Below are 22,687 nucleotides of genomic sequence, written 5' to 3'. Positions count from 1 at the left end.
GTTTTCTCTTGCCATACGGACCGCGCCACCCCTCCGGAGTCTTCGCGATCGCACGCCGATGCATGGACGCGCGCCGAACGACGCGTCGGCGCATCCAACGGCGAACGGACGGGCACCGTTGCATGCCTGCCATGGCGTGCCTCTTGGTACGTGTCCTCCTGATGCGTGGACGTCCTATGCTGGCCAATCCCGATTGTGAAGATTCGCGAGGGCTCCGACCACAACCCCTGCATCGGGTTTACACGCGACGTCCGTTCCCCGTACCGTGCCCGTATGAACACGAACACGATGATCGATGACGATTGGACCTACGAGCCCGTGGACGGCATGGATGAGCCAGCCGTTCCCTCGGTGTCTCTCCCCTGCCCACCGCCGGCTTCGAGCGCGTCGGTTGTGACCCACCGGCGTACGGCGGACACCACAACGGACATATCCACGAGCACCGCGCCCATGACCATGAGCCTCGTCCAACGCAGACAGGATGTCATCCGCCGATGCACGCAGGAGGCCCAGTCCGCGAAAACGACCCTGCTGTTCGGCATGACCACGTCACTCATGCTGCAGACCGTACCGATTCCGCCTGATTGCGGCATCGATGAGACACTGCTGCATACGGTATCCAGCAGCAGGACCAAACGCGTGCGCAAACGCGCATCGACAATGCGCAACCACATCTGGAAACCGCTGCCACCATCAGACCACATCCGCATCAACCGGCTCGTATACGCGCTGGACCTGCGCCACACGTGGGCGCAGCTGTCCAACCACCTGACGTTGGAATCGACCATCATACTCGGCGAGTCGATCGTCACCGCGATAAGCCGTCAACCGGCGCTGGCGAACGGACGGGCACCGGACACCATCCTGCGGGAGCTTGATGCATGGCTCACCTCGATGCCCCGGTTCAAAGGCAAACGGCTATGCGAACAGGCCATGGCAATGATGCGTCCCCATGCGGAGTCACCGCAGGAGACACGCACCCGTCTCGGGCTGCTGGCTCACGGACTACCCGATCCCGTGGCAAGCTACACCGTTCCCGATGTGACATTCCGTTCCGGCAGCCCCATGACATTGGACCTCGCATGGCCGGCGCATCTGGTCGCCGTGGAATACGACGGTGATCAGCATCGCACCGACCGGGCGCAATGGCGGCGCGACCAGGAGAAGAGGGATCGTCTTCGCGGCAGAGGCTGGCACATCGGCATCGCCACCGCGGCCACACTCGCCGATGACGCGTCCCGCGCCGATTTCGCCTTCTCCATCGCCCGTGTGCTCGCAGGACGCGGCGCCATATTCGATTTCCATGTCCTCGCCCGGCCGTTGGAACGTATCGCGCGGGAACGAGCCGGGCGATCGGATACGGGCGGGATGTAGGAACGGAGTACAGGAATCGGACGGTATACAGAAACCGGACGGAGGATGGGTAATGGAAATGCGGACGTCCGGTGGGGAAGCGCCGACGGACAGGTGACACGGAATCCAGCGGAATGTCATGGACGGGCAACGGCTCACCGGTATACATCTGCATTGCCAGTGGTACGCAACGCTGATACAGAGATTCATGACGTTGCGTACCGCAAATTCGGGGTACACAACACGATTAACGCATCCCGCAAGACCGTGTACCCCGATGTTTCGGCTCACGCCATGGCGAACCGTTGGGAAATGGCCGTTCTCATCGTGAGCACCATGGTCCGCCGCGGCACGCAATGCCATCAGCCCCTGAAACCGCGTTGTGTACCGCAAATTCGGGGTACACAACACCACAGGCCCTCGGAATCACATTGCGTACCAGAGCCCCGGGGTACACAACACCACAGGTCCTCGGAATCACATTGCGTACCAGAGCCCCGGGGTACACAACACCGTCAAAGCGCGGAACACGGTCATGTCCCCCACCCGAGTGGTACACACCCGGGATATGCCCGAATAGGCTATTGCATACCCGCAACCGCATTGCCATACGGGTATGTGGCATGCAGTCATATGCGTATGGGGCGTGCCGAATCGATTCGGCACGCCCCATACGGCTTCAGCAGGCTTCAGCGATGATCCACGCCGTGAATCCACGCATCACCCGGTGTCACAACCAGACCGCGTCACAACCGGACCGCGTCATAACCGGACCAGGTCACAGCCCCTCGTTGTAGCGGCGCACGTTGAGGGTGCGCTTTGAGGAGGCGACGTTCTCGACGACGAGACGCTTCAGGGCGTCCGCGGCATCGGCGTGGCCTTCCAGCCAGGACTCACCGAGCGAGACGAGCGTGGCGGGGTCGGCGTAGCCCGGGTACAGGCCGTTGAGCAGCGCCTCGGCCATGTGGTAGGTCTTGTTGCCCCAGATCCAGTCGATGGTCTCGAAGTACTTGGCCGCGTACGGCTCGGCCAGGTCGGTGCGCGGCGTGGCGGCGAATCCGCGGGCCACGGCCTCGAGCTGGCTGTTGGTGAGCTCCTCGTTGTGGAGCGCCTGGTCCCACGCCCACGCCTTCGCCTCGGCGGTGCCGCGCACGGCCTTCGCGCCGTACGCGAACTCGCGGTTCTCGGTGGTCTCGCGCTTGGCGAGCTGCGCGTCGATGTCGGTCTCGCCGAACGCGTTCACGGAGGCGAGCGCGTTGACGATGGTCCACGTGAAGTTGTTGTCGATGTCCAGTCCGGGCACGATGACGTCGCCGTCGAGCAGTCCGCGGGCGTGCTCGATGAACGCCTGGTCGCCTTCCTCGCCGTAGCCGAGGTAGGCGGTGGCGAGCTGGAACTGCTGGTCGGAGCCGCCGGGTGCGGCGGCGACGAGCTTCCACAGTTCGGCGGCCACGTGGCGCAGCACGGTCTCGCGGCGGTCGGCGGCCACGTAGTGGTGCGCGGTGGTGCTCATGCAGGCGAGCGCGTAGCGGAACGTGGTGGATTCGGTCTCCCGGGCGAGCAGGCGCAGGGTGAGGTCCACGAAGCGTTCGGCGGGGAATTCGCCGTCGCGGGTCATGTCCCAGAAGGCGAGCCAGATCACGGCGCGGGCGAGCGCGTCATCGAAGTCGGGCAGGCGCTGTTCGGCGAAGCGCAGGGAGTCGGCGTCGAAGCGGATCTTCGTGTAGGTGAGGTCCTCGTCGTTGACGAGCACGAGCGAGGGGCGCTGCTTGCCAGCCACGGCGTCCACGAGGGTGGTTTCGCCGTCCACGTCGAGTTCGTAGCGGTCGGTGCGCACGATGCGCTTGGTCGCGGGGTCCTCGTTGTAGAAGCCGATGGCGAGGCGGTGCGGGCGTAGCACGGGGTGTTCGGCGGGCGCGGTCTGGGTGAGGGTGAGCGCGTCGATGGCGCCGTTCTCACGCTCCTGCACGTCGGCGGCAATGGTGTTGATGCCGGATTCCTCGAGCCACTTGGCGCTCCAGGTCTTGAGGTCGCGGCCGGAGGTCTTCTCGAGTTCGCCGAGCAGGTCGGCGAGCGTGGCGTTGGAGTACGCGTGCTTCTGGAGGTAGTTGTGGATGCCTTCGAAGAACTTGCGGCGGCCCACGTAGAACACGAGCTGCTTGAGCACGGAGGCGCCCTTGGCGTAGGTGATGCCGTCGAAGTTGACGTACGTGTCGTTGAGGTCGTTGATGGGCGCGACGATCGGGTGCGTGGTGGGCAGCTGGTCCTGCCGCAGGGCCCAGCTCTTCTCGCCGGAGCAGAACGTGGCCCATGCGTCGTGCCATTCGGTGGCTTCGGCGGTGGCGAGGGTGGAGGTGAATTCGGCGAAGCTCTCGTTGAGCCACAGGTCGTTCCACCACTTCATGGTGACGTAGTCGCCGAACCACATGTGGGCGAGCTCGTGGAGCACGGTGACGACGCGGCGTTCGGCCAGGGCGTCGGTCACCTTGGATTCGAAGACGTAGGAGTCGCGGATGGTGACCATGCCGATGTTCTCCATGGCGCCCGCGTTGTATTCGGGCACGTAGATCTGGTCGTACTTGGCGTACGGGTAGGGCACGCCCCAGGTCTTGGCGTAGAACGCGAAGCCCTTCTTGGTGATGTCGAACAGGTAGTCGACGTCCTTGGAGAACGCTTCGGCGAGAGACTGGCGGCAGTACTGGGCCATGGGCACGGTGCGGCCGTCCTCGTTCTGGTATTCGGTGTGCCATTCGGCGTACGGTCCGGCGCAGATGGCGGTCAGGTAGGAGCTCATCACGGGCGTGGGGTCGAAGGACCACAGGCGGGTGGTTTCATTCGGCTTGGCTTCGAGGGTGCCGTCGAGGGTCTCGCGCGGGTCGTCCTCCACGCTGTGCGCGGGCATGTTGGAGGTGACGATCCAGCTCTTGGGGGCGAGGACCTTGAAGTCGAAGGTGGCCTTGAGGTCGGGCTGGTCGAACACGGCGTACACGCGGCGGGCGTCCGGCACTTCGAACTGGGAGTAAAGGTACACGTTGCCGTCGGACGGGTCGACGGAGCGGTGCAGACCTTCTCCGGTGTTGGAGTAGCGGCACAGCGCCTTGACGACGACTTCGTTCTTGGCCTTGAGGTCCTTGAGTTCGACGCGGTCGTCGGCGAACACTTCGGCGGGGTCGAGGGCGACGCCGTTGAGCGTCACTTCGGTCACCTGGTCGGCGATGATGTCGAGGAAGGTGGCGGAGCCCGGCTTCGCGTTGAAGCAGATGAGGGTGTCGGAGCCGAAGGTCTTCGCGCCGACCGTCAGGTCGAGGTTGACATGGTAGTGGATGGGCGCTTCGACGACGGCCTTGCGTTCCTCGGCCTCGACGCGGGTCAGGTTCGATCCGGGCATGTGGTTCTCCTTGTGCGATGCTTGTTGTCTGTGACCGGTCGCATCCGTGGGATGCGACCGGTGCGGTTGGTCTGCTGGAGTGCGTTTCCGACGGCGGGCGCGCCGGTGGCGTACGGCGCATGTGTCTTCCACGCGACAAGGCTCCCCGAGCGGGGAGCCTTACGTTTTATGGTCCGCGGGTCACGTCCGCACGGCCGTCGGTGACGGCCGCACGTGTCCGTTGCGCCCGCGGTGTCGTCCGATGAGGCCGTTCCGGCGTGCCGGAACGGCTTGGGATCAGTGCTGCTCTTCGACGTCGGTGGCGATGTCGGCCACGACGGGGACGATCATAGGCTTGCGGCGCAGCTGGCGCGCGATCCATCCGCCGAGGGTGCGGCGCATGATCTGCTGCAGCTTGTACGTGTCGGTGGTGCCCTGCATCATCGCGTCGTTGAGCTGTTCGACGATCTGGTGGCGGATCTTGTTGAATTCGCTTTCGTCCTCGGCCACGGCGTTGAGGTAGATCTTCGGGCCGGAGACGACCTCGCGGGCTTCGGTGTCGACCACCACGAAGCTGGAGACGAAGCCTTCGGTGCCGAGGATTCGGCGCTTCTCGAGCTCCTCGTCGGTGAGCTCGCCCACCGAATCGCCGTCGACGTACACGTAGCCGCACGGCACGGAACCGACGACCGCGGCCTTGCCGTGGTAGAGATCCACCACGTCGCCGTCCTCGGCGAGGACGACGTTCTGCGGGTCCACGCCGGTCTTGACGGCGATGAGGCCGTTGGCCACGAGGTGGCGGTTCTCGCCGTGGATCGGCATGGCGCACTTGGGCTTGACGATGTTGTACATGTACAGCAGCTCGCCCTCGTTGCAGTGGCCGGACACGTGCACGGCGGCGTTGTCGCGGTTGACGACCTTCGCGCCGAGCTGCACGAGCTTGTTGATGACCTTGTACACGCCGTGCTCGTTGCCGGGGATGAGCGAGCTGGCGAGGATGACGGTGTCGAACTCGTTGATGTGGATGTCGCGGTGGTTGCCGTCGGCGATGCGGCCGAGGGCGGCCATCGGCTCGCCCTGGGAGCCGGTGCACATGTAGACGAGCTTGTCGTCCTGGATGTCGTTGGCCTGCTTGAGGTCCACGACGGTGCCTTCGGGGATGTGCAGGTAGCCGAGGTCGGCGGCGATGGACATGTTGCGCACCATGGAGCGGCCCACGAACACGACCTTGCGGCCGTACTTGTGCGCGGTGTCGACGACCTGCTGCACGCGGTGCACGTGCGAGGAGAAGCTCGCGACGATGATCTTGCGGGTGGCCTGCGCAAACGCCTGGTCGAGTGCCGGACCGATGGAGGTCTCCGGCTTGACGAAGCCCGGCACCTCGGCGTTGGTGGAGTCCATCATGAGCAGGTCCACGCCCTTCTCGCCGATCTTGCCGAATTCGACGAGGTCGGTGATCTTGTGGTCGAGGGGCAGCTGGTCGAGCTTGATGTCGCCGGTGTCGATGAGCGAGCCGGCGGGGGTCTTCACGTGCACGGCGAGCGCATCCGGGATGGAGTGCGTGACGGTGATGAACTCGAGGTCGAACGGGCCCACCTTGAGCTTGTCGCGGCCCTGGACCTCCACCTTGGTGGGGTTCTGATGGTGTTCCTTGCACTTGGCTTCGACGAACGCGAGCGTGAGCTTGGAGCCGATGAGCGGGATGTCCGGACGGAGCTTGAGCAGGTAGGGCACGCCGCCGATGTGGTCCTCGTGGCCGTGGGTGAGCACGAGCGCCTCGACCTTGTCGAGACGGTTCTTGATGTAGCTGAAGTCCGGCAGGATGAGGTCGACGCCCGGCTGCTCCTCCTCGGGGAAGAGCACGCCGCAGTCGATGAGCAGCAGGTGGCCGTTGTATTCGATGACGTTCATGTTGCGGCCGATTTCGCCGAGGCCGCCGAGCGGCGTGATGCGCATCGAGCCCTTGCGGTACTTCGGCGGGGCGATGAGGACGGCGTCCTGCTGGGGCGCGGTGGCCTGTGTGGTGGTGTTCTGGTGGCGTCCGCGTCCGGTGTTGCCGCCGCGGGTGCGCCCGGTGCCACGGCCACGGCCGGCGCCGGTTCCGCGCCGGCGGGAGCCGCCGGCGTTCTTGGAGTTCTTGGTGGATTTGGTGTTGGTGTTCTCTTGTGCCATTGCTTTCTTGTGTTTCCTGGGTTTTCGCCCCCGTGCTCTCACGGGGACTGTGGCTTTACAGCAGGCCGGCGGCGCGCATGCCTTCCTCGGCCTTGGCGAGTTGGTTGGCGTCCGGGCCGACGTTCGGCAGACGCATGGTGGTGGAGTCGATGACGCCGCGGATCTTCAGCGCGGCCTTGGCCATGACGGCCTGGTATCCGTCGCCGTTGAGGGCGTGGACGAGCGGCGCGAGACGGTTGGCGAGGCGCTGTGCCTCGTGGATGTCGCCGCGGTCGAACGCCTCGGCGAGGTCGCGCATGGGGCCGGCGGCCGCGTGCGCGATGACGGAGATGATGCCCACCGCGCCGATGGACAGGAACGGCAGGAACAGGCCGTCGTCGCCCGAGTACCAGGCGAGGCCGGTGCGCTGCTGCTTCTCGACGGCGGCGGCGAGGTCGCCGGTGGCGTCCTTGACGGCCACGACGTGCTCGAGTTCGGCGAGACGGTCGTAGGTGTCGACCTTCACCTTGAGTCCGGTGCGTCCGGGCACGTCGTAGATGATGATCGGCTTGTCGGTGCTTTCGTCGACGGCCTTGTAGTGGCCGACGACGCCGTCCTGGGAGGGGCGGGAGTAGTACGGCATGACGACGAGCACCGCGTCGGCGCCCGCCTCCTGCGTCTGTTCGACCATGCGCACGGTGTGCGCGGTGTCGTTGGAGCCGGCGCCGGAGACGACCGGCACGTCGACGGCCTCCTTGACGGCACGCACGAGGTCGACCTTCTCGTCGATGTGGGTGACGGGCGATTCGCCGGTGGTGCCGTTGACGACGATGCCGTCGGCGCCGTCCGCGACGAGTTGTCTGGCGAGTTTCTGCGCCGCTTCGAAATCGACGTCCCCGTTGGGTTTCATCGGAGTGACCATGGCGGGCAGGATGCGCCCGAACGGGGCCGGATTCAGCAGATGCATAGCGCTCTCAGTCATAGTGTTCACCGTACTTCGCGTTATGGACGCCGTATGGGGGCCGTCCGCGGGCGCATGGATGCGCGGCGGACGCTGGTCCGCGTCATGGGCGTCCTCTCATGGCGCGGACCATGGGATGCTCCGGAGATACGTTCCGGAGCATCCCAATCAGCGGAACAACCTCGAGAACAGGCCGCCGCGCTTGGGCTGCTGCTGTTGGGGCTGGGCCGCGGGTTGCGGCTGCGGGACCTGCTGCGCTTGCGGAGCCTGCGGAGCGGGGACCGCCGGACGCGGCGGGAGGGACGGCTGCGGCGGGTTGATCAGCCGCAGCTGCTCCGGCGTGAGGTCGACGCCCTCCTGCCGGGCCTCACGATACAGATCGACGGCCTTCGCCACGTCCACCGGCACGCCTCTGCCCTGCGCGTAGCAGTCCCCCAGACTCGCCTTCGCGTTGGCGTAGTCCTGTTCGACGGCCGCGGTCAGCCAATGCACCGCCTGGACGTCATCCTGCGGCACGCCGGCTCCTTCCATGCAGAAGACGCCGAGGGTCCATTGGGCGACGGCATTCCCCTGTTCCGCGGCCCTGCGGTACCAATCCGCCGCCTGGTGCCAATCCTCCGCCACGCCGATGCCGTTCGCATAACATGATCCCATCATGACCTGCGCGTCGAGGTTGCCCTGCCGCGCGGCCCGTTCGAACCAAGTGAACGCCTGGGCGTCGTCCTGCGGCATGCCACGGCCTTCCTGATACATCAGTCCGAGCAGGAAAGGAGCGTCCGTATCACCGTTCTCCGCAGCCCTGCGATACCAATCCGCGGCCTGCGCATAATCCTGCGGCACGCCTTTGCCTGTCTCATACACCGCACCAAGCGTGAATTGGGCGCGTGCATGGCCGTTCTCCGCGGCCTTTCGATACCAGTCCGCCGCCTGCGCGTAGTCCTGCGGCACGCCGGCGCCGTCCCGGTACAGCACGCCGAGCGTGTATTGGGCGTCCGGCTCATCATTCTCCGCGGCCTTGCGATACCATGCGACCGCCTGGGCGTCATCCTGTCCGACGCCTTGTCCTTGCGCATAGCAGTCGCCGAGCAGCGATTGGGCGACGGCGTTCCCCTGCTCGGCGGCCTTGGTGAACCAGACGACCGCCTGCGCGTAGTCCTGCGGCACGCCATAACCGCCGTAGTAGCAGCTGCCCAGGGCGCATTGTGCGTCGGCGTAGTCCTGTTCGGCGGCCTCACGGTACCAGGACACCGCCTGCGCGTAGTCCTGTTCGACGCCTTGTCCCTGCGCGTAGCAGTCGCCGGTCCTCTTCTGTGCCTCGTCCAGTCCCTGCTCGGCCGCCGCGCGGTACCATGTCACCGCTTCGGCCCAATCCTGTTCGACACCGTCGCCATAGGCGTAGCAATCACCGAGCGCGAACTGTGCATTGACGAATCCCTGCTGGGCGGACTTGGCGTACCACTGCCGCGCCTGCTGCATGTCCTCGGCCATGCCCAACAAGCCGTACGCGTAGATCGCCCCGAGCATCCACTGGGCCTGCGCGTATCCCTGCTGGGCGGCGGCCAGATGCCAGTGCAGGGCCGCCGCGTTATCCTGGGGCACGCCGTCGCCCGTCGCGTAGCATCGGCCCAGTTCGAGCTGCGCCTCCGCGTCGCCGGCCTGCGCACGCCGCATCAGGTCCTGGATATCGTCGGTATCGTCGCTCATGATCGGTCCTTCCCTAAATGCCGTTGACCATCCGCCGCCGTCCGGCGCCGTTCACAGGTCGAGGAACTTGTCGAGTCCGACGGTGAGTCCCGCGGGCGCGTCGCCGGCGAGCTTGCGGACGGCGAGGAGCACGCCGGGCATGAACGAGCCGCGGTCGAAGCTGTCGGCGCGGATGACGAGCTGCTCGCCGGCGTTGCCGAAGAGCACCTCCTCGTGGGCGTTGAGTCCCCGCAGGCGCACGGCGTGGACGTGGATGCCGTCGACGACCTGGCCGCGCGAGCCGCCGTCGGTCTGGGTGTTGTCCGGCACGGGGCCGAGGCCGGCGGCCTTGCGGGCGGCCGCGATGCCCTCGGCGGTGTGGATGGCGGTGCCGGAGGGGGCGTCCACCTTGTTCGGATGGTGCAGTTCGATGACCTCGACGGATTCGAAGTACTTTGCGGCCTGCGTGGAGAAGTAATCGGCGAGCACGGCGGAGATCGCGAAGTTCGGCGCGATGAACACCTTCTGCGTGTCCGGACGCGGACCGGCGGCGAGCGCCTCGCGCACCTGCGCGAGCTTCTCCTCGGTCCAGCCGGTGGTGCCGACGACCACGTCGACGCCTTGGGCGACGAGGGCGAGCACGTTCGTGAGGCTTACGGACGGCACGGTGAATTCGACGACGACGTCGGTGTTGTCCGGCGTGATGGCGGTGAGGTCGTCGCCTGCGTCGAGCGCGAGCGCAAGCTGCGTGTCCGGGGCGCTGTTCACCGCGTCCACCACGTGCGATCCCATGCGTCCCTTGGCGCCGACGACCGAAACCCTGATCATGTCCGTTCCTTTCCGTTGCACCGGCGTCATGCCGGCGTCGTACCGTTCATCCGCGGGCGTCCCGTCCGCCCGTGGCGTGCGGGGCGTCGCATCCGTGTCGAGCCTATCATTTCCGTTTTGCCCGGTGCGCGTCCGTTCCACGGGCGGTGTGCCGGCGTTCATGTCAGCAGTCCAAGCAGGTCGTCCCTGGTGAGGGAGGCGATGGAGGCGGGCGCGGCCTCGGCGAGCGCGGAGGCGTCGGTGAATTGTCTGGCCAGTTCGCTTTTGGTGTGCTGCAGTTCGAGGATGCGTTCCTCGATGGTGTCCTTGGCGACGATCTGGTAGACGTCCACGTCCCTGGTCTGGCCGATGCGGTGTACGCGGTCGGTGGCCTGGTTCTGGGCTGCGGCGTTCCACCAGGGGTCGGCGTGGATGACCACGCTGGCGCCCACGAGGTTCAGCCCGGTGTTGCCCGCCTTGAGGGAGATGAGGAACACGGGCGTGGAGTCCGCGTTGAACCGGTCGACGAGTTCGAGCCGGCGTTTCTTCGGCGTGGACCCGTCGATGGTGTAGTGGCGGATGCCGTGTTGGTTGAGCCGTGCGGCGATGAGTTCGAGATAGCTGGTGAACTGGGAGAAGACGAGCGCCTTCTTGCCTTCGGACATGCAGCTGTCCACGAGCTCCTCGATGGCCGCGAGCTTGGCGGAGCGGTCCTTGGCGTCGGCGTACAGGAGGCGCGGGTCGCAGCAGATCTGCCGCAGTTTGGTCAGTTCGGCGAGGATCTGGATCTTGGACGTGTTGAAGTCGCCGTCGTCCTTGTGTTCGAGCTGTCGGCGCAGGCGCTGCTCGTGAGCGGCGTAGAGCTTGCGCTGCTCGCCTTCCAGCTGGACGGTGATCGTCGTCTCGATCTTGTCCGGCAGGTCGGTGAGCACCTGGCTTTTGAGCCTGCGCTTGATGAAGACGCCGACGAGCGCCTGGAGGCGCCGGGCCACCTGTTCGCTTTCGGGGTTGATGCGGGCGGCGGCCCGTCCCTGTTCGCTGGCGGCGTCCGCGGCGCGCCCGTTGGCGATGGGCAGTTCGTAGCGTTCGTGGAAGCGTTTGTAGGAGCCGAGGAGGCCGGGCATGAGGAAGTCGAAGATGCTCCACAGCTCGCTCAGCCGGTTCTCGATGGGCGTGCCGGTCAGGGCGATGCGGTGGTCGGCTTCGATGGTCTTGACGGCTTTCGCGATCTTGGTGGTGTGGTTCTTGATGACCTGCGCCTCGTCGAGGGCCATCACGGAGAACCGGCGCCCGGCGTAGTCGTCCACATCCCGGCGCAGCAGGTCGTAGGAGGTGACGAGTACGGCGGGCGCGGCGTCCCGGTCGGCGTCCGTACCGTCATGGCCGTCGCCTTCGCCGCCGTCGCCCTGTTCCCCGGCCGGCGCGTACCGGGCGATGGCGGCGCGGCGTTCGGTCTTGGTACCGGCGACGGCCACCGCGCGGATGTCCGGCGCGAATTTGGCGAATTCGGCGACCCAGTTGTAGACGAGCGAGGCGGGGCACACGATGAGCGAGGGCAAGGAGGCGTCCGCGGATCGCAGCCCCTCCAGCAGCGCGATGAGCTGCACGGATTTGCCCAGGCCCATCTCGTCGGCGAGGATGCCGCCGAAGCCTTTGTCGCACAGGGTGCGCAGCCAACGGTAGCCGTCCTCCTGATAGGGGCGCAGAACGCCGCGCAGGGGTTCGGGCACCTCGTAGGCGGCCGGGTCGATGTGCGTGAGCTCGTCCACGTACGCCATGAACGAGGGTTCCTTCTCGACGTCCGTCCCGGCGAGTTCGCCGTCGAGGAGGAACGCCTGCATGCCGGGCAGGGTGACGGCTCCCCCGTTGAGCTCATCCTCGCTCAGGTCGAGGTCATCGGCCAGATGGTCCAGCGCATCGAGCCGGGCGCCTTCGAGGTTGACGAGCGTGCCGTCCCTGAGCCGGTGGAAGCGTTGGCGTCTGCGGTATGAGGCGAGCAGCGAGCCCACCTCGTCCGGCGGCACCTCGTCGGCGATGGGCGAGATCTCCACCAGATTGGATTTGACGGACAATCCCACCTTCACGGTGGGCGGCTTGGGGGCGAGCATGCGGTCGAACGCGGGTGTGGTGAACACTTTGCCGGCCTGCCGCAGGGCGGGCAGCCCCTTGTCGAACAGGGCCACGATGCGCGTGGTCTCGTCGCGGCCGATGCGTCCGGGGGCGGTGGGCGCGTCGATGGTGAAGTAGGCGCGGACGAGGTCCATGATCATGCGTTCGGCGCCGAAGTCGTGGCCGGCGCCGACCATCGGCGTCACGCCGGAGGCGAAGTCGCCGCCGCGCTGGGGCACGATGACGGTCTCCCGTTCCCCGTAGCGGGCCTTCGCCACGCAGGTCAGGCCGTGCTCGTCCCGGTCGAGGTAGAACTCGGGTTCGCATTCGACGGGACGCAGCAGTTCGATCTCCTTCGGCACGTTGCCGGCGGGCAGGAGCCCGGAGTCCATCATCCTGGGCAGGAGGGTGCGCGCGAACAGCGGCGCGTCGTCGAACGCGATGGTCGTCTCCGTCCCGCCGCAGAGCACGGGCAGCAGGTCCGCGTATGGTTCGAGCGTTTCGGGGCAACGGACGAAGCGGTATCCGGCGGCGCTGACGTGCACGTCGTTCCGGTACGTCAGCCGGCTCCGCGCGGACCGCGTCACCGTGGCGCCCCGTTTCTCGCCGGGCGGCATGAGCAGCCAGGCGCCGTGATCGCCCGTGATGACGGAGTCCACGGTGGGTTCGCCGCTGAGCGCATATCCGTCCACGCCCTGCTTGCCGTTGATGCGTCTCATGGACACCAGCGGCATGGCGAACGGCGCGTCCCCGCCGACGTCCACCGTGGCCGGCGAATTGTCGTACCATGCGTCCAGCACGAGGTCCATACGGCCGCCGTCCATGATGTCGAGCAACCGGGCCGTCTCGCTGTCCGCCAACGTCAGGTAGCGGTCGATGGTGACGGCGCCGAATCTGCCGTACCGGATGTCCTGCAGGTCGGTGGCGCGGCGCACGTCCTCGACGCCCCCGAGGAAGGACAGGAGCCGCCGCGAACGCTCGTCGAACATGGAAGGGGTATGCGTGAACGCGAGCTTCCTGCCGTATTCGTGGTATCGGCGGGCGCGCACGTCGTCCAGCAGGCCGGAGATCGTCTTGAGCACATAGGAGGAGCCGCCGCCCGCGCCGATGCGGAACCAGACGTTCCATCCGTTCACGCGGCGCAGCGTGGGCAGCAGTTCGACCTGTCCGGGCGCCACCACCGGCCGCGCCTCGCCGCCGCCGCGCGCGTCCGACGTGCCGGCGCGGGCGATGGTCTCACGGCGTTTCGCGTCCCGCTCCTGCTCGTCCTGTTCGTCGATGGCCCGCATCACGGCCAGCAGATCCGCCGAAGAGGCGTGCGCCGGCCGTGCCGTGAATCCCGCGAACATCTCGGGCCGGCCCGCGAACGCGATGACGAGCGCCGCCATGTGCTTGCAGACCACGTAGCCGCGGCGGTATGCGGGGCACGTGCATCCCCCGCCGGAGACCACCGCATCCTGCCCGCCGATGTACACGTTCACCGTGTACCGGCTCGTGGGGCTGGTGGTGCCGTGCACGCGTCCGGAGATGGTGACCGCGCCGCCTTCGTCCCGGTCGTAGGTCAGCGAGTCCATCATCGAGGCGACACGACGCGCGATGACCCGGGCGCGTGACACCGTCGCGGCGTCCGCCTCGTACTTGAGGTCGGTCATCAGGTCGTCCATGAAGGACCGGTCGATGGGCCGTTGCCCGCCGCGGCCCCGGCGTGCGCCGGACCGCCGCATGCCGCCGCTCCCCCACGCGCCGTCGCTCCACGGATCGACTTCGGCCGGACCGTCGCCGAACGCAGGGAATCCGGAGATCGGGCCGTCGTCGAACCCGACGTCGTCGAAATCGCCCGGTACATGCCCGAACACGCTCACGCCCATGTGCATCTCCTTTCCGCGAGACCCGACGGACGCGAACGGCCGCGTCCCGCCCCGCCATTCTATCGTCGCGGGACGGCTCCGGGCGATATCGCCCGGAGCCGTCCCCTACCGGCATGCCGGCGTGTCCCGCCCGTCCATCCCCGGCTCAGACGGCGGCGACCATACCGATCCGGCCACAACGCGCGGCTATACTGGTCTCGGCGTCGACGGAAGGTCCGCGGCGACCGGCACGCGGCATCGGCGCGCGTGCGCACGCCGGAAGGATTTCCGGCCGGAGGCTTGGCATATGGCGAACATTCTTCTCGGGGTCACCGGCAGCATCGCGGCATTCAAGGCATGCCACCTGGCCTCGGACTGGACGAAGGCCGGACACACGGTGCGCGTGGTCGAGACGGCCGCGGCGGAACGGTTCGTCACCCCGCTCACCTTCACCTCGCTCACCGGCCAGACCACCCGTACCGCCATGTTCCCGGCCATACCGGCCGTACCCGGCGATGTGGCCGCGAACCCGCAGTCGCCCGCCGCCATCAACCACGTCAAGGACGCCTCCTGGGCGGACCTGCTGGTGGTGGCGCCGGCGAGCGCCGACGTCATCGCGCGGATCGCCTGCGGACTCGCCGACGACACCCTCACCTCCACCATCCTCGCGTACGAAGGGCCGAAGGTCCTGTGCCCGGCCATGAACGTGCACATGTACGACAATCCCGTCACGCAACGCAACCTCGCCACCTGCCGGGAGCTCGGCTGGAACATCGTCGAACCGGGCGAGGGCACGCTGGCGTGCGGCGACACAGGCCGCGGGCGCATGGCCGAACCGGACGTCATCGAACGCGCGGCGGACGGACTGCTCGCGCACGGTCGCGACGCATCCGGCGAGACCGTGCGGAACCCGCAGACCGCACGGACGCAGGCGGTCCCGCAACCCGGGCGCGACGCAGTCCGGAGGACGGACGTCGAAGACGCCGTCCCCGCGGCCGATTCCGGCATCACGGACGGCGATCCCGTCGCCTCACGCCCGCTCGACGGCCTGCACGTGCTCGTCACCGCGGGCCCCACGCAGGAGCCGCTCGACCCGGTGCGGTTCCTCACCAACCATTCCACCGGCAAGATGGGCTACGCGCTGGCGGAATCGGCCGCGGCGCTGGGCGCACACGTCACGCTCGTCTCCGGACCGGTGGCGTTGGCCGCGCCGGACTCCCCCGACGTGGACGTGGTGCACGTCTCCACCGCACAGGACATGTTCGACGCGGTGGCGGAACGGTTCGCCTCCGCGGACATCACCGTGATGGCCGCCGCCGTCGGCGACTTCCGCGTGGCCGACGTGGCGCCGGAGAAGATCAAGAAGGCGGGGCGCGACTCCATCACGCTCACGCTCGTGGCCAACCCGGACATCCTCGCCTGGGCGGGCGGGCGCAAGCGCGACGACGGATCGCAGGTCCTGTGCGGGTTCGCGATGGAGACCGAGCACCTGCTGCGCAACGCGGCGAGGAAGCTCGCCGAGAAGCATTGCGACATGCTCGTCGCCAACAACCTGCGCGAGGAGGGCGCCGGCTTCGCCACGGACACGAACGTGGTCACCGTACTCACCCCGGGGATCGCGGACCCGCGCACCCCGCAGGTCGAGCATTGGGACAAGATGGACAAGACCGTGCTGGCGAAGCGCATCATGCTGCGGCTCGCGGCCCTGCGCAACAGCTGACCGGCCGTATGCCGCGCACGGTATACGGCGGCGCGGCACGATACGTGACACACGCAACACACCTGACACACGCGACACACGCAACGAAGCATTCAAGCACATCCAAGGAGCAGACATCATGCTGATGGCCGTCGATATCGGCAACACGAACATCGTCATCGGATTCCTGGAGCGGGACCGCATCGTCGGCACGTACCGCATCACCACGAAGGCGACGCACACCTCGGACGAGTACGGGCTGATGATCACCCAGTTCCTCGCGCTCAAAGGCTACACGGCGGAGGACGTGGACGACGTCATCGTCTGCTCCGTGGTGCCGAAGGTCATGTACTCGTTCCGCTCGTCGATCATCAAGTTCCTCGGGCTCGAACCGATGGTGGTGGGACCGGGCATCAGGACCGGCATGAACATCCGCCTGGACGATCCGAAGACGCTCGGATCGGACTGCATCGCGGACTGCGCGGGCGCCTACCACACGTACGGCGGACCGGTGCTGGTGGCCGATTTCGGCACCGCCACCACGTTCAACTTCGTGGACGCCAAGGGCACGATCTGCTCCGGGTTCATCACCACGGGCATCCGCACCGGCGCCGAGGCGCTGTGGGGGCAGACCGCGCAGTTGCCGGAGGTGGAGATCACCCGTCCGCAGTCGATCCTCGCCACGAACACGCGCACCGCCATGCAGGCGGGCCTGTACTACACGTTCCTGGGCGGCATCGAACGCACGATCACCCAGTTCCGCAAGGAGATCGACGAACCGTTCCGCGTGGTGGCCACGGGCGGGCTGAGCCGCATCTTCAAGAACGACACGGACCTCATCGACATCTACGATCCGGACCTCATCTTCAAGGGCATGGCGTACATCTACTCGCGCAACGTGTGACGCGGCGTCGCGGGCTTCCTATTCAGGGGCTTCCTATTCGATGGTGAAGCCCTGGTTCGTGCCGTACTCGCGCAGGTCGGCCTGCCACGCGGAAAGCCCCTTGCGCAGGCTCACCTTCGCCTCCGGCCTCTCCAGCGGCTGGAGCGGGTCGCCGTTCTCGTCCCTCATGCCCTGGCGGATCTGCTCCTGACGTCTCTTGTACGCCTGCCATGAGCTCGACCACCGGTAGGCCTTGCCCACCGTGTTGCGGAAATCGGTGCGCGCGTACACCTCGAACGGCAGGTACTGGTATCCGACGGACACGTTCTCCGCCGCCTCGGCGAGCACGCGGTTGAACTGCTGGCCGCCGAAGTACGGGATGTCGATGCCGTCCGTGTTGCGCACGGTGGTCTTGTCGAGGAAGCTCTCGCTTTGCAGGGTGGCGAGGTCGGCGGGGAACGCGCCTCCGTCCACGCGCGCGCCGATGCCCTCCTTGTCGTGGGTGACGAAGTCGACGAACCGGTACGCGGCGCGAGGCTTGCGCGTGGATTGGAGGACGCTCATGGCCGATCCGCCGTTCTCCGCCGTGGTGGTCGAGCCGTCCGGCGTGGGCATGGCCGTGACGCGCCACAGGCCGGAGGCGCCGAGCACGTTGGACAGCAGCATGGACGGCATCCATGCGCCGGAGAACACGGAGGCGACGTCGCCGGTGCCGAGGGCGCGCTTCCAGCTGTCGGACCATGTGGTGCGGCGGGTGTCGACGAGTCCCTCGTCGATCATCTTCTGCCAGAATTCGGTGAACCGTTCGGTGCCTTCGTCGCCGGCGAGGTCCACGGTGACGGTCTTGCCGTCGGCGCTGGTGTGGAACGGCCGGCCGCCGGCCAGCCAGATCATGGCCGCGTAGAAGCTGGCGTCACCGGCGTCCGCGGCGATGTACACGCCGATCTCCTTGAGCTTCTTGGCGGCCTCGTAGTAGTCGTCCCAGGTCTTGATCCGGCTGGCGTCGACACCGACCTGATCGAACACCTCCTTGTTGTAGAAGAAGGCCATCGGGCCGGAATCCATCGGCAGGCCGTAGACGCGTCCGGCGAGCTGCACGCTCGACCAGGTACCGGGTGAGAAGAACCCGGGATAGTCGTCACCCACGTAGTCGGATAGGTCGAGCAGCTGTCCGGACACGGCGTATTGCGGGAGCGCAAAATATTCGATCTGGGCGACGTCGGGCATGCCGTAACCGTCCTGGATGGCCGTGTTGAGGTTCTCGTAGCCGGAGATGTCCTTGAGGTCCACGACGATGTCCGGATTGGCCTGTTCGAACCGGTCCACCACGGTGGCCATGCTCGGCTCCCAGCTCCATACGGTGATGTGCGTGCGGTCGTCGGCGGCCTGTCCGCAGGCGGCGAGGGAGACGATGGAGGCGATGGCCGCGAGGGATGCGACGACGCGGGTGATCCGATTGCGCAGTGCCATGTCCGTCCGTGCTCCTTGCCTGTGTCCGTCAGTTGCGTACCGTCGTCTCGAGTCTACACGCAATGACGAGGCCCCTTGGGGCGATGCGTGCATCGCTCCAAGGGGCCTCGCGTGTTCGGTTATGCGTCAGTCCGCGCCGGCGCGTCCGGTTCGGACCGGAGTCGGGTTCACTTGACGGTGAAGCCCTGATCCTTGCCGTAGTCCTGCAGGGCCTTCTGCCAGGCGGCGATGCCGTCGCTCAGCTTCTGGTCGCCGGTGTAGGACTTGCCGACGTAGTCGCCGAAGATGGTGCGGGCCTTGACCTCGAAGGGCAGGAACTGGTAGTCGGAGGACACGTTCTCAGCGGCCTGGGCCAGGACCTCGTTGTACTTCTGTCCGCCGAAGTAGTCGACGTCCTCGCCATCGGAGTTCTTCACCGTGGTGGCGTTCTTGAAGGAATCGGCTTCCATGGAGGCCTTGTCGGCCGGGAAGGCGCCGCCGGCCACACGGGTGGCCACGCCGTCGCCGTGGTTCGCGTACTCGATGAACTTGTACGCGGCGTCGGCCTTGGTGGAGGACTTCAGGATGGCCAGCGAGGAACCGCCGTTCTCGGAGTTGGTCGCGGAGCCGTCAGCGGTCGGCATCTGGGTGACGCGCCACTTGCCGGCGCCAGCCGGAGCGGAGTTGGCGAGGTTGGCCGGCATCCAGGCGCCGGTGAACAGGGATGCGATGGTGCCGTCGCCCATGCCCTTGAACCAATCCTCGGACCAGCCGGTGGTCTTGGTGTCGAGCAGGCCCTCATCGAGGAGCTTCTGCCAGAAGTCGGTGAAGGTCTTGACCTTCTCGTCGCCGGTCAGGTTGACGGTGACTTCGGAACCATCGGAGGAGGTCTTGAACGGGGTGGCGCCCGCAAGCCAGGTCATGGAGTCGAAGAAGCCGGCGTCGCCGGTGTCGGAGGTGATGTAGTAGTTGTCGCCGAGGGCGTGGATCTTCTTGGCGGCATCGTAGTACTGATCCCAGGTCTTGATCTGCTCGGCGTCGACGCCGGCCTTGTCGAAGACCTCCTTGTTGTAGAAGAAGGCCATCGGGCCGGAATCCATCGGCAGGCCGTAGACCTTGCCGGAGAACTGCACGGAAGCCCACGGGCCGGGGGTGTAGAAGTCCTCGTAGCCGGAGGTCTTGTCGGTGATGTCCAGCAGGTTGCCCTTGATGGCGTACTGCGGGATGGCGTAGTACTCGACCTGGGCGACGTCCGGGGCGCCGGAGCCGGCCTCGATGGCGTTGTCCAGCTGGGTGTATTCCTTGGTGTTGGTGCCGACGTTCTTGAGGTTGACCTTGATGCCGGTCTTCTTCGTGAAGTCCTTGGCGACCTGGGTCAGGGTGGGCTCCCAGGCCCACACGGTAATCTCCTTGGCGTCCTTCTCCTGCGCCGGCTGGTCGCTGGCGTTGTCGGAACCGCAGGCGGCGAGGCTGGCCAGCATAGCGACCGCACCGGTCAGTGCGATGGCCTTCTTGGCGTTCGTGAACTTCATCGTCCTTTATCTCCTTCCCTTCGGCCGACTCCATTTCGACCGAAGACATTTGTGGTTGCCGCTTCCATCTCCGCGATCTTCGAACCGAATCTCTTCGATTCTCGGCTGTGAGAACCGGTTGAATTGCCTACCTGTTCCGCTTTGATGGTTGCGATAACATTGATTATACACATGTCGAGCTTTTTCGCCACCAGCTTGGGTGTTTCGGCGTGTTATCGATAACACGGCATGTTCTTCAGTTGTCGTTCTTCAGTTATGGACGGACGCGTCCGGCCGGCATGCCCAAGGGCGGTTCCGGCCAGACGCGACTGCGGCGAAGGGCTGGCCGCTGTCTCCCCACGATCCGGGGAAGAGGACGACCTGCCCATGCACCGGCCACGAGGTCACAGTTTGACGACGAGGACGCCGTTGGGACTGATGGCGGCCGTGTGCTCGCTCTCGTTGACCTGGGCGAGGGAGGCGACGAGGGGCTCGCCCTCGACGTCCACCACGGCCGTGCCGTGCGTACGGTTGAACAGGAACACGAAGTGGTTCTCGCCGGTGTCGTCCGCACGTTCGACGCGCAGCACCTCGTCCCGGTCATCGCCGGCCGGAACCTCGATGCCGAGATCCTCGAGCAGTACGGGCAGGCTCTTGGCGAGACCCTCACGCCCGAGTCGCGCGCCGACGTAGGCGGCTTTGCCGTCGCCGTATTCGTTGACGGCGATGGCGGGCGAGCCGTCCAGACCGGTCCACTTGTCCGCTTTGAACTTGGCGACCACGCGGCAGGTCTCGGCCACGGAGGTGATGACGTCGGCGAAGTCGTGCGCCGTCGCGCCGTTGTCCAGGTCGAGATGATCCATCGCGCCCGGGAAGTCGTCACCCATGGCGGCGAATTCCTCGACGCGCACGCCGACGACGTCCCGGATGGAGCCGGGATAGCCGCCGAGCCACACATGGTCGCGTTCGTCGACCAGACCGGTGTAGTAGGTGACGAACAGCTTGCCGCCGTTCGCCACGTAGTCGCGCACGCGACGGGAGGTCTCCTCGCTGAGGATGGCGAGGCTGGGCAGCACCACGGCCTCGTAGTCGTCCCAGTTCCCGCGCACGGGCACCACGTCTGCGGTGATGCCGTTGTCCGCGAGGGCGCGGAACCAGTCGAGCGGCTCGGTCCAGTGGCGCACCTGCTGCGTGGGCGTGGCGGTGTGCTCGGTGGCCCACTCGGACTCGTAGTCGAACACCACGGCCACCTTGGACCTGACCAGTCTGGTGTCGAGGAGGCCCTCGTCGGCGAGCTTGTTCAGGTCGGCGCCGAGTTCGCACACATCGCGGAACACCTGGGAGTCCGGGCCCGCGTGCGGCACCATCGACGAATGCCACTTCTCCGCGCCCGCCTTCGACTGACGCCACTGGAAGTAGCAGATCGCGTCCGCACCCATCGCCAGATGCGCCAGCGAATCACGCACCAGCTCGCCCGGTTCGCACCGGTAGTTGATGGGACGCCAGTTCACCGCGGACGTGGAATGCTCCATGAGGAACCATGGATTCTTGCGCGCGATACCGTCGACGAGCGAGGCGGAGTACGCCAGCTCGTCGAAATGGGCCTCGCCGGGGGTGAAGTAGTGGTCGTTGGATACGAAGTCCACGTCCGCGCCCCACTTGTCGTAGTCGAGACCGGTGCCGCCGGCGGAGACCATGAAGTTGGTGGTCTGGGGCTTCGGCGCGATCTGAAGCAGCGCGTCGCGCTCGGCGCGGTAGAAGTCCTGCAGCGCGTCCGAGCTGAACCGCTTCCAGTCCAGCAGCTTGCCCGGGTTCATGAAGTTCCCCTCGCCGATGTAGCGCGGCGGGATGATCTCGCTGAACGAGTTCATCCGCTGCGCCCAGAACGCCGTGCCCCACGCCTCGTTCACCGCGTCGATCGTCTTGTAGCGATCCTCGCACCAGGCGCGGAACGCGCGCTCAGCGTCCGGCGAATAGTCGAACCGGTTGTGGCACCCGTACTCGTTGCTCACATGCCACGCCACCACATACGGGTTGTCCTTGTAGTGTTCGGCCATCGCACGGCACAGCCTGAGCGCGTACTCCTGGAACACCGGGCTCGTGGCGCGCCAATGCTGGCGCGCGCCCGGCTGGCACACGTCGCCCCGCTCATCCACCCACAGGATCTCCGGATGCGCCTGCGTCAGCCACATCGGCGGCGACGCCGTGCCCGAGGCGAGGTCGACGGCGATGCCGGCCTTGCCGAGCTTGTCGATGACACGGTCCAGCCACGCGAAGTCGTACACGCCCTCGCGCGGCTCCAGCTTCGCCCACGAGAAGATCGCCACGGAGACCAGGTTGACGCCGGCCTCCTTCATCAGGATGATGTCCTCGTCCCAGGTCTCCTCGGGCCACTGGTCCGGGTTGTAGTCGCCGCCGTACCAGATGCGCGGCTTGCCGCCCGCCAGAGGCTGCGGCCACTTGAACGTTCTACGTTCGGTCATGTTCTTTCCTTTTGGTTGGGTTGTGCTTCATTGCCAACGATTGAAATCCACCGATAGAGATGATGGGCGGCGGGCCGGAGCCCGTCGCCCATCATTCACAGGCGATGGAGGGAGACCGTCCGGTATGGCGGCCGCCATACCGGACGTATGCCGGTCATTCCTTGACGGCGCCGGCGGCGAGGCCGGACTGCCAGTACTTCTGCAGGCACAGGAACGCGATGACCAACGGGATGATCGTGATCAGCGACCCCGTGATGACCAGGTTCTGGATCGCCTGGCCACCAGCAGTCGAGGCCTGGTCCTTCCACTGGTTCAGGCCGATCGTCAGCGGATACCAGTCCGCGTCCTTCAACATGATCAGGGGCAGGAAGTAGTTGTTCCACG

At 66.5% G+C, this 22,687-nt stretch carries 12 protein-coding genes and 1 pseudogene; 3 read left to right on the top strand and 10 right to left on the bottom strand.

Annotated features, from left to right (window positions below; translation table 11 throughout):
• Window positions 1-327: 327 nt before the first annotated feature.
• Window positions 328-1,374 (top strand): hypothetical protein, encoded by a 1,047-nt coding sequence (locus tag KIH78_RS06915; protein WP_236034493.1) that lies wholly within the window; start codon window positions 328-330, stop codon window positions 1,372-1,374.
• 757 nt (window positions 1,375-2,131) lie between these two features.
• Here the strand turns inward: KIH78_RS06915 and pepN are convergent.
• The 6 genes from pepN to KIH78_RS06885 form a co-directional block, all read right to left on the bottom strand.
• Window positions 2,132-4,741 carry an aminopeptidase N gene (gene pepN / locus KIH78_RS06910; protein WP_219131767.1) on the bottom strand — a complete coding sequence of 870 codons (2,610 nt, stop codon included), beginning with the start codon at window positions 4,739-4,741 and terminating at the stop codon, window positions 2,132-2,134.
• A gap of 276 nt (window positions 4,742-5,017) precedes the next feature.
• A complete protein-coding gene (locus tag KIH78_RS06905; protein ID WP_214312857.1) occupies window positions 5,018-6,892 on the bottom strand; it encodes a ribonuclease J in 1,875 nt (624 codons plus the stop codon).
• A gap of 55 nt (window positions 6,893-6,947) precedes the next feature.
• Complete coding sequence (gene dapA, locus KIH78_RS06900) at window positions 6,948-7,853, bottom strand: 4-hydroxy-tetrahydrodipicolinate synthase (RefSeq protein ID WP_219131766.1); 906 nt, start codon at window positions 7,851-7,853, stop codon at window positions 6,948-6,950.
• Between the two features lie 147 nt (window positions 7,854-8,000).
• Window positions 8,001-9,536, bottom strand: a complete 1,536-nt coding sequence (locus tag KIH78_RS06895) for a tetratricopeptide repeat protein (RefSeq protein ID WP_219131765.1) — start codon at window positions 9,534-9,536, stop codon at window positions 8,001-8,003.
• Between the two features lie 51 nt (window positions 9,537-9,587).
• On the bottom strand, window positions 9,588-10,343 hold the full coding sequence (gene dapB / locus KIH78_RS06890; protein ID WP_219131764.1) for a 4-hydroxy-tetrahydrodipicolinate reductase: 756 nt from the start codon (window positions 10,341-10,343) through the stop codon (window positions 9,588-9,590).
• Window positions 10,344-10,501: 158 nt separating this feature from the next.
• On the bottom strand, window positions 10,502-14,305 hold the full coding sequence (locus KIH78_RS06885; protein WP_219131763.1) for an SNF2-related protein: 3,804 nt from the start codon (window positions 14,303-14,305) through the stop codon (window positions 10,502-10,504).
• 280 nt (window positions 14,306-14,585) lie between these two features.
• Between KIH78_RS06885 and KIH78_RS06880 the strand changes: the two genes are divergently transcribed.
• Complete coding sequence (locus tag KIH78_RS06880; protein WP_219131762.1) at window positions 14,586-15,998, top strand: bifunctional phosphopantothenoylcysteine decarboxylase/phosphopantothenate synthase; 1,413 nt, start codon at window positions 14,586-14,588, stop codon at window positions 15,996-15,998.
• Window positions 15,999-16,116: 118 nt separating this feature from the next.
• Window positions 16,117-16,881 (top strand): type III pantothenate kinase, encoded by a 765-nt coding sequence (locus KIH78_RS06875; protein ID WP_214312868.1) that lies wholly within the window; start codon window positions 16,117-16,119, stop codon window positions 16,879-16,881.
• A 33-nt stretch (window positions 16,882-16,914) separates the two neighbouring features.
• On the opposite strand, the gene KIH78_RS06870 is transcribed toward KIH78_RS06875, so the two are convergent.
• The 4 genes and pseudogenes from KIH78_RS06870 to KIH78_RS06855 all read right to left on the bottom strand — a co-directional run.
• Window positions 16,915-18,330 (bottom strand): ABC transporter substrate-binding protein, encoded by a 1,416-nt coding sequence (locus tag KIH78_RS06870; protein ID WP_219131761.1) that lies wholly within the window; start codon window positions 18,328-18,330, stop codon window positions 16,915-16,917.
• Window positions 18,331-18,497: 167 nt separating this feature from the next.
• Window positions 18,498-19,841, bottom strand: a complete 1,344-nt coding sequence (locus tag KIH78_RS06865; RefSeq protein ID WP_219131760.1) for an ABC transporter substrate-binding protein — start codon at window positions 19,839-19,841, stop codon at window positions 18,498-18,500.
• Between the two features lie 383 nt (window positions 19,842-20,224).
• The gene (locus KIH78_RS06860) at window positions 20,225-22,303 is read right to left on the bottom strand and encodes a beta-galactosidase (RefSeq protein ID WP_219131759.1); all 2,079 of its coding nucleotides are present in this window, start codon (window positions 22,301-22,303) and stop codon (window positions 20,225-20,227) included.
• 154 nt (window positions 22,304-22,457) lie between these two features.
• A pseudogene (locus KIH78_RS06855) lies at window positions 22,458-22,687 on the bottom strand (carbohydrate ABC transporter permease); the annotation flags it as partial.

Origin of the sequence: Bifidobacterium saguinibicoloris, assembly GCF_019331725.1 — a bacterium.
GTDB lineage: Bacteria > Actinomycetota > Actinomycetes > Actinomycetales > Bifidobacteriaceae > Bifidobacterium > Bifidobacterium saguinibicoloris.
The sequence above is the reverse complement of the archived record's forward strand: the minus strand, read 5'-3'. Positions and strand labels throughout refer to the sequence as shown.

Excerpts from the sequence above, each read along its gene's own strand:
- KIH78_RS06915 (WP_236034493.1), top strand. The coding sequence starts at position 328 with ATGGATGAGCCAGCCGTTCCCTCGGTGTCTCTCCCCTGCCCACCGCCG.
- pepN (WP_219131767.1), bottom strand. The coding sequence starts at position 4,741 with ATGCCCGGATCGAACCTGACCCGCGTCGAGGCCGAGGAACGCAAGGCC.
- KIH78_RS06905 (WP_214312857.1), bottom strand. The coding sequence starts at position 6,892 with ATGGCACAAGAGAACACCAACACCAAATCCACCAAGAACTCCAAGAAC.
- dapA (WP_219131766.1), bottom strand. The coding sequence starts at position 7,853 with ATGACTGAGAGCGCTATGCATCTGCTGAATCCGGCCCCGTTCGGGCGC.
- KIH78_RS06895 (WP_219131765.1), bottom strand. The coding sequence starts at position 9,536 with ATGAGCGACGATACCGACGATATCCAGGACCTGATGCGGCGTGCGCAG.
- dapB (WP_219131764.1), bottom strand. The coding sequence starts at position 10,343 with ATGATCAGGGTTTCGGTCGTCGGCGCCAAGGGACGCATGGGATCGCAC.
- KIH78_RS06885 (WP_219131763.1), bottom strand. The coding sequence starts at position 14,305 with ATGCACATGGGCGTGAGCGTGTTCGGGCATGTACCGGGCGATTTCGAC.
- KIH78_RS06880 (WP_219131762.1), top strand. The coding sequence starts at position 14,586 with ATGGCGAACATTCTTCTCGGGGTCACCGGCAGCATCGCGGCATTCAAG.
- KIH78_RS06875 (WP_214312868.1), top strand. The coding sequence starts at position 16,117 with ATGCTGATGGCCGTCGATATCGGCAACACGAACATCGTCATCGGATTC.
- KIH78_RS06870 (WP_219131761.1), bottom strand. The coding sequence starts at position 18,330 with ATGGCACTGCGCAATCGGATCACCCGCGTCGTCGCATCCCTCGCGGCC.
- KIH78_RS06865 (WP_219131760.1), bottom strand. The coding sequence starts at position 19,841 with ATGAAGTTCACGAACGCCAAGAAGGCCATCGCACTGACCGGTGCGGTC.
- KIH78_RS06860 (WP_219131759.1), bottom strand. The coding sequence starts at position 22,303 with ATGACCGAACGTAGAACGTTCAAGTGGCCGCAGCCTCTGGCGGGCGGC.